At 61.8% G+C, this 6,515-nt stretch carries 7 protein-coding genes; all 7 read right to left on the minus strand.

What is annotated here, in order from left to right; translation table 11 throughout:
* Positions 1–175: 175 nt before the first annotated feature.
* On the minus strand, positions 176–799 hold the full coding sequence (gene rnhB / locus N436_RS15195) for a ribonuclease HII (protein WP_110741443.1): 624 nt from the start codon (positions 797–799) through the stop codon (positions 176–178).
* 1 nt (position 800) lies between these two features.
* Positions 801–1,928 carry a lipid-A-disaccharide synthase gene (gene lpxB / locus N436_RS15200; protein WP_110741444.1) on the minus strand — a complete coding sequence of 376 codons (1,128 nt, stop codon included), beginning with the start codon at positions 1,926–1,928 and terminating at the stop codon, positions 801–803.
* 1 nt (position 1,929) lies between these two features.
* Complete coding sequence (gene lpxA, locus N436_RS15205; RefSeq protein WP_110741445.1) at positions 1,930–2,706, minus strand: acyl-ACP--UDP-N-acetylglucosamine O-acyltransferase; 777 nt, start codon at positions 2,704–2,706, stop codon at positions 1,930–1,932.
* Entirely contained in the window at positions 2,703–3,143 is a 441-nt protein-coding gene (fabZ, locus tag N436_RS15210) for a 3-hydroxyacyl-ACP dehydratase FabZ (RefSeq protein WP_003252314.1), read from the minus strand. The genes lpxA and fabZ overlap by 4 nt, the downstream gene beginning before the upstream one ends.
* A 114-nt stretch (positions 3,144–3,257) precedes the next feature.
* The gene (gene lpxD, locus N436_RS15215; protein WP_110741446.1) at positions 3,258–4,313 is read right to left on the minus strand and encodes a UDP-3-O-(3-hydroxymyristoyl)glucosamine N-acyltransferase; all 1,056 of its coding nucleotides are present in this window, start codon (positions 4,311–4,313) and stop codon (positions 3,258–3,260) included.
* Between the two features lies 1 nt (position 4,314).
* The gene (locus tag N436_RS15220; RefSeq protein ID WP_012270843.1) at positions 4,315–4,818 is read right to left on the minus strand and encodes an OmpH family outer membrane protein; all 504 of its coding nucleotides are present in this window, start codon (positions 4,816–4,818) and stop codon (positions 4,315–4,317) included.
* 44 nt (positions 4,819–4,862) lie between these two features.
* Positions 4,863–6,515 (minus strand): outer membrane protein assembly factor BamA (gene bamA / locus N436_RS15225; protein ID WP_110741447.1); only part of this gene is annotated, 1,653 nt, incomplete at its 5' end.

A 6,515-nucleotide genomic window follows, 5' to 3' on the forward strand; every position in this document is an offset into this window, starting at 1 on the left:
CAGTGCTGAACGACAAGGGCGGGATTGTAGCTTAAATGGGGATGGGATTTGGGGGCTGCGTCGCAGCCCTTCGCGGGCATGCCCGCTCCCACAGGGATATCACTGCCCTCGGGAGCGACGCCGCACCTGTGGGAGCGGGCGTGCCCGCGAAGGGCCGCACAGCGGCCCCAACGGGTCAGATCAGAGAATCGATGACGCCTTCACGTGCTTCCCAGGCCGCCCGCACAGGGGCAAAGGAACGCCGATGAATGGGCGTAGGCCCCAACCGCGCGAGTGCTTCAAGGTGCACCGGGGTCGGGTAACCCTTGTGCCCACCAATGCCATACCCTGGGTAAATCTGCTCGAAGGCGCTCATCTCCCGGTCTCGGGTCACCTTGGCCAGGATCGAAGCCGCCGCGATCGCCGGCACCTGGCTATCGCCCTTGACCACCGGCGAGGCCGGTACGGCCAGCTTCGGGCAGCGGTTGCCATCGATCAGGGCCAGTTTCGGCGTGATGTGCAGGCCTTCCACCGCACGCTGCATGGCCAGCATGGTGGCCTGCAGGATGTTCAGGCGGTCGATTTCCTCGACCTCGGCACGGGCGATACAGAAGCTCAGCGCCTTTTCACGGATTTCGTCGAACAACGCCTCGCGCTTGGCTTCGGTGAGTTTCTTCGAATCGTTCAGGCCAAGGATCGGGCGCGCAGGATCGAGGATCACCGCCGCCGTTACCACCGCGCCACACAGTGGGCCACGGCCCACTTCGTCAACGCCGGCGACCAGGTCCTCGACCAGGTTGAAGTCCAGTCCAATTTGCATGTCAGCGGTCCTTGAGCAGGGCCAGTACCGCCTCGGCCGCCTGATTGGAGGCGTCACGGCGCAGGGTGCGGTGAATTTCGTCGAAACGTTCCGTCTGCCGGCTGCCGTCGCGCACCAGCGGCGCAAGGGTATTGGCCAACGCTTCGCTGGTGGCCTCATCCTGCAGCAACTCGGGCACCAGCTCGCGCTGGGCCAGCAGGTTCGGCAATGACACGTAGGGGCTTTTCACCAGGCGCTTGAGAATCCAGTAGGTCAAGGGCGCAAGGCGATAGGCCACCACCATAGGCCGCTTGTACAGCAACGCTTCGAGGGTGGCGGTGCCAGAGGCGATCAGTACGGCATCACAGGCCGCCAGGGCCTGATGCGACTGGCCATCCAGCAGCGTCAGCGGCAGCTGCCGCCCTTCGAGCATCTGCTCAACCTGGGCACGCCGCGCGGCATTGGCGCAGGGCAGCACGAAGCGCACGCCCGGCATCTGCTGGCACAAGCGCTCTGCGGCATCAAGGAACAATGCCCCCAGTCGCCCGACTTCCCCACCCCGGCTACCCGGCATCAGTGCCACTACCGGCCCCTCGCCCAAGCCCAACGCAGCGCGCGCAGCTGGGCGGTCGGCTTCAAGCGGTATGGTGTCGGCCAACGGGTGGCCAACAAAACGTACCGGCACGCCCTGCTCTTCATAGAACCGCGCCTCGAACGGCAACAGCGTCAGCATCAGGTCGCAGCCTTCGCGAATTTTCAGCACACGCTTCTGCCGCCACGCCCAGACCGACGGGCTGACGTAGTGCACGGTCTTGATCCCGGCCTGACGCAGTTTCAGCTCGATGTTGAGGGTGAAGTCAGGGGCGTCGATGCCGATGAAGACATCCGGCTTTTCGTCGATCAGCGTCTGGATCAGCAGCTTGCGGCGCTTGAGCAACTCGCGCAGGCGCCCCAGCACTTCGACAAGGCCCATGACAGCCAGGCGCTCCATGGGGAAGTACGATTGCAGGCCTTCGGCTTCCATCAACGGGCCGCCAACGCCAATGAAACGCACATCCGGGTGGCGCGCCTTGAGGGCACGCATCAGGCCGGACCCCAGAATGTCGCCGCTGGCCTCACCTGCGACCAAGGCTACGCAAAGCGGGGCCATGTCAGCGGGTGATGCCGCGGGCGGAGTTCACGATCGACTGGCGGAACAGTTCGACCTCAGGGTGTTGCGCGGCCATTTCCACCAACTCCTTGAGCGCGTCTTCGACGGTCAGGCCCTGGCGGTAGACAATCTTGTAGCAACGGCGCAGCACATGGATCACCTCGTCGCTGAAACCGCGACGGCGCATGCCCTCGAAGTTCATGCTACGGGCTTCGGCCGGGCTGCCAAACACGGTAACAAAGGCCGGAACGTCCTTGCCAATCGCCGTACCCATGCCGGAAAACGCGTGGGCGCCGATATGGCAGTACTGGTGCACCAGGGTGTAGCCGGACAGGATCGCCCAGTCACCCACATGCACATGGCCGGCCAGGGCCGTGTTGTTGACCAGGATGCAGTGATTGCCAATGACGCTGTCGTGGCCGATGTGGGCATAGGCCATGATCAGGTTGTGGTCACCCACCGTGGTTTCGGCGCGGTCCTGAACGGTACCACGGTGAATGGTCACCCCTTCACGGATCACATTGTGGTCACCGATCACCAGGCGCGTCGGTTCACCCTTGTACTTGAGGTCCGGGGTGTCTTCACCGATCGAGGAAAACTGAAAGATACGGTTGTGCTTGCCGATGCGGGTCGGGCCTTTGAGCACAACATGCGAGCCGATAACGGTGCCCTCCCCGACTTCCACATCGGGGCCAACGATCGACCAAGGGCCGACCTCGACGCCATCGGCCAGTTTGGCCGACGGGTCGATAATGGCCCGAGGATCAATCGAATTCATAGGGAGCGTTCCGCGCAGGTGATCTCTGCCGAGCAAACCGGCTTGCCGTCGACCAGGGCACGGCACTCGAATTTCCAGATCATGCTCTTGCGGCTGAGGAACTTGGCTTCCAGCACCAACTGGTCACCCGGCAGTACCGGTTGACGGAAACGCAGCTTGTCGGAGCCGACGAAGTAGTACAGGGTGCCGTCGGCCGGCTTGGCATCGAGCATCTTGAAGCCAAGGATGCCGGCCGCCTGGGCCATGGCTTCGATGATCAGGACACCCGGCATGATCGGGTGCGCCGGGAAGTGGCCATTGAAGAACGGCTCGTTGATGCTGACATTCTTGTAGGCACGAATGCTCTGGGCCTCGAAGTCCAGATCCGTCACTCGGTCCACCAGCAGGAACGGGTAACGGTGAGGCAGGTATTCGCGAATCTCGTTGATGTCCATCATTTCGGGGGGGAAGCCTGTAATAAGAATAGGGAGCGCAGGTGCTGACCACACGCTCCTTTTGCAATCCAAAGAGGAGCCAGCTAGCGACTGTTCACTCTTGCTCAGGGAATGGTATCAGCCTTCTGATGTCGGCAGGCCACCTGAGGTCACGGTATCGACGCGTTTTTCCAGCTGCTGAAGACGCTTGGCCATGTCATCGAGCTGACGGATACGCGCAGCGCTCTTGCGCCAGTCAGCCAAAGGCTGCATGGCTGTGCCGGACGAATAGGAACCGGGTTCAGTGATCGAACGGGTTACCATTGTCATCCCGGAAACAAATACGTTATCGCAAATATCAATGTGCCCTACCAGGCCTACGCCGCCGGCCAGCATGCAATGCTTGCCGATGCGCGTACTGCCGGAGATGCCCACGCAAGCCGCCATGGCCGTGTGGTCACCGATCTGCACGTTGTGGGCGATCTGGATCTGGTTGTCGAGCTTTACCCCGTCACCGATCCGCGTGTCGGACAGCGCACCACGGTCGACGGCAGTGTTGACGCCGATTTCCACGTCATCACCAATGGTGACGCCGCCAATCTGGGCGATCTTGCGCCAGATGCCTTTCTCATTGGCAAAGCCGAAGCCTTCGCCGCCGATCACAGCACCTGACTGGATGACCACTCGCTTGCCGATGGTTACGTCGTGATACAACGTCACCCGCGGCGCCAGCCAGCCGCCTTCACCTACAACGCAACGCGCACCGATGAAGCAATGTGCGCCGATGCTGACATCAGCCCCGATGCGCGCACCGCTTTCGATAACCGCGAACGGCCCGATGCTGGCGCTGGCGTCCACCTGCGCGTCCTCAGCCACCACGGCGCTGGGATGGACTCCCGCCACAGCCTTGGGTTTGGGGTCGAACAAGTGGGAAATACGCGCATACGCCTGGTACGGGTCGGCCACGATCAGGGCATTGCCAGCGAAGCTTTCGGCATCCGCAGCCTTGAGCAATACCGCACCCGCCTGGCAGTTATCCAGGTACTTGCGGTACTGCGGGTTGGCGAGGAAGCTCAATTGACCGGGGCCTGCCTCCTGCAAGGTGGCCAGCCCGGTAATCTGCAACGCCTCGGGCCCCTTGAGGGTGGCACCGAGGGCCTCGGCCAGCTGGCCTAGCGTCATGGTCACACTCATATCAACGGGCTTGGTTCATGCGCTCGATGACCTGGCGGGTGATGTCGTACTGAGGTTTGACATCGATGACCGCACCACGCTCGAGGACCAGGTCGAAACCGCCCTTCTTGATCACTTCCTCGACGGCGCCATCCAGCTTCGGTTTCAGTTGCTTGAGCATGTCGCGATCGGCAACGGCTTTGGCCTCGTTCAGTTCCTTGGACTGGAACTGGAAGTCACGGGCCTTTTGCTTGAACTCGAGCTCCAGGCGCTCACGCTCCTGCTGCTGCATCTTGTCGCCGCCCTTGATCAGGCGGTCCTGGATGCCCTTGGCGCTGCTTTCCAGGCTTTTCAGCTTGGTCAGTTGCGGGCCGAACTTCTTCTCGGCATCAACTGCGTACTTCTTGGCAGCATCCGATTCCAGCAGGGCCATCTGATAGTTCAGCACGGCAACCTTCATTTCGGCGAATGCCGGGGTGGCGACCAGCGCCGCGGCCACTACGGCCAGTTGAGCCAATTTACGCACGATGCACTCCTGGATAAACCGTTGTCATTAAGCAGGGGCCGACCTTAGAAGGTCTGGCCCAGAGAGAATTGGAACACCTGGGTATCGGCATCGTCCGGCTTCTTCACCGGCATTGCCAAGCTGAAGCTCAGCGGGCCCAGTGCGGTAATCCAGGTCACACCAAGACCAACCGAGCTGGCCATGCCCGAGAAACCGACTTTCTCGCAATCAGGCTTGTTGCCGCAATTGGTGTCGAACACGTTACCGACGTCCCAGAACACGGAGGTGCGCAGCGAACGCTGGTCCTTGACGAACGGCAGCGGGAACAGCAACTCGACACCACCTTGCACCAGCACGTTACCACCGAACGGCAACGGATCCTGATCCGGGTCGCGGATGGTACCCGGCTTGCCACCGTCGGCCTCGCCGCGGCTAGGCGTACTGCGTGGGCCCAGGCTGCTGTCCTTGAAGCCACGGACGGAGTTGAAGCCACCCGCGAAGTAGTTCTCGTAGAACGGCAGGCCAGAGGTGCTGCCGTAACCGTCACCATAGCCCAGCTCGGTGTGCAGGCGCAGGGTGTAGTCGTTGGTGATCGGCTTGAACAGCTGACCACGGTAGTCGAGCTTGAAGAACGACAGGTCACTGCCCGGAATCGTGGATTCCAGGGTAAGGCTTTGCGAGTGACCACGGGTAGCCAGCACACCTTTGTTCAAGGTCGACTCGGACCAGCCGATCGAGGCCTTGAAGTTCAGGAAGTTGTCGCCTTCCTGCTCAAGGAAATCGAAGATCTCGTCAACGGTGTACTTACCGGTCTTGATCTTGTCCTGCTGCACGCTCAGGCCGTAGGTCAGGCGCGAGGTTTCGCTGATCGGGTAGCCCAGGCTCACACCGGCACCGTAGCTGTCCACCGCATAGCTGGCCACGTCGACGTCGAGGTCGTCGTAGTCGGTGCTGCGGTAGAAGGCGTTGTAGCCCAGGCTGACGCCGTCGGCCGTGAAGTAGGGGTCCACGAAGCCGAAGTTGTAGCGGGTCTGGTATTCCGAACGGGTCAGACCGACGGATACCTTGTTACCGGTACCGAGGAAGTTGCTCTGGCTGATCGAACCACCGAGGATCAGGCCGGCGCTCTGGGCGAAACCGACGCTGGCAGTGATCGAACCGGAGGCCTGCTCTTCGACGCTGTAGTTGACGTCGACCTGGTCGTCGGTGCCCGGCACCGGCGGGGTCTCTACGTTGACTTCCTTGAAGAAGCCCAGGCGCTCCAGACGGGTCTTGGACTGGTCGATCAGGTAGGTCGAGGCCCAGCCACCTTCCATCTGGCGCATCTCGCGACGCAGCACTTCGTCTTCGGTCTTGGTGTTGCCGCGGTAGTTGATGCGGTTGACGTAGGCACGCTTGCCCGGGTCGACCACGAACATGATGTCGACCGTGTGGTCCTGGTCGTTCGGCTGAGGCACGCCGTTGACGTTGGCGAAGGTATAGCCTTCGTTACCCAGGCGGCGGGTGATCAGCTCGGACGTGGTGGTCATCACCTTGCGCGAGAACACCTGGCCCGGCTGCACCAGCAGCAGCGACTTGACCTGGTCTTCCGGCACTTTCAGGTCACCGGACAGCTTCACGTCGCGAACGGTGTACTTCTCGCCTTCGTTGATGTTGACGGTGATGTAGACGTGTTTCTTGTCTGGCGTGATGGACACCTGGGTGGAGGCGATGTCCAT

Origin of the sequence: Pseudomonas sp. RV120224-01b (genome assembly GCF_003208145.1) — a bacterium.
Classification (GTDB): Bacteria; Pseudomonadota; Gammaproteobacteria; order Pseudomonadales; family Pseudomonadaceae; genus Aquipseudomonas; species Aquipseudomonas monteilii.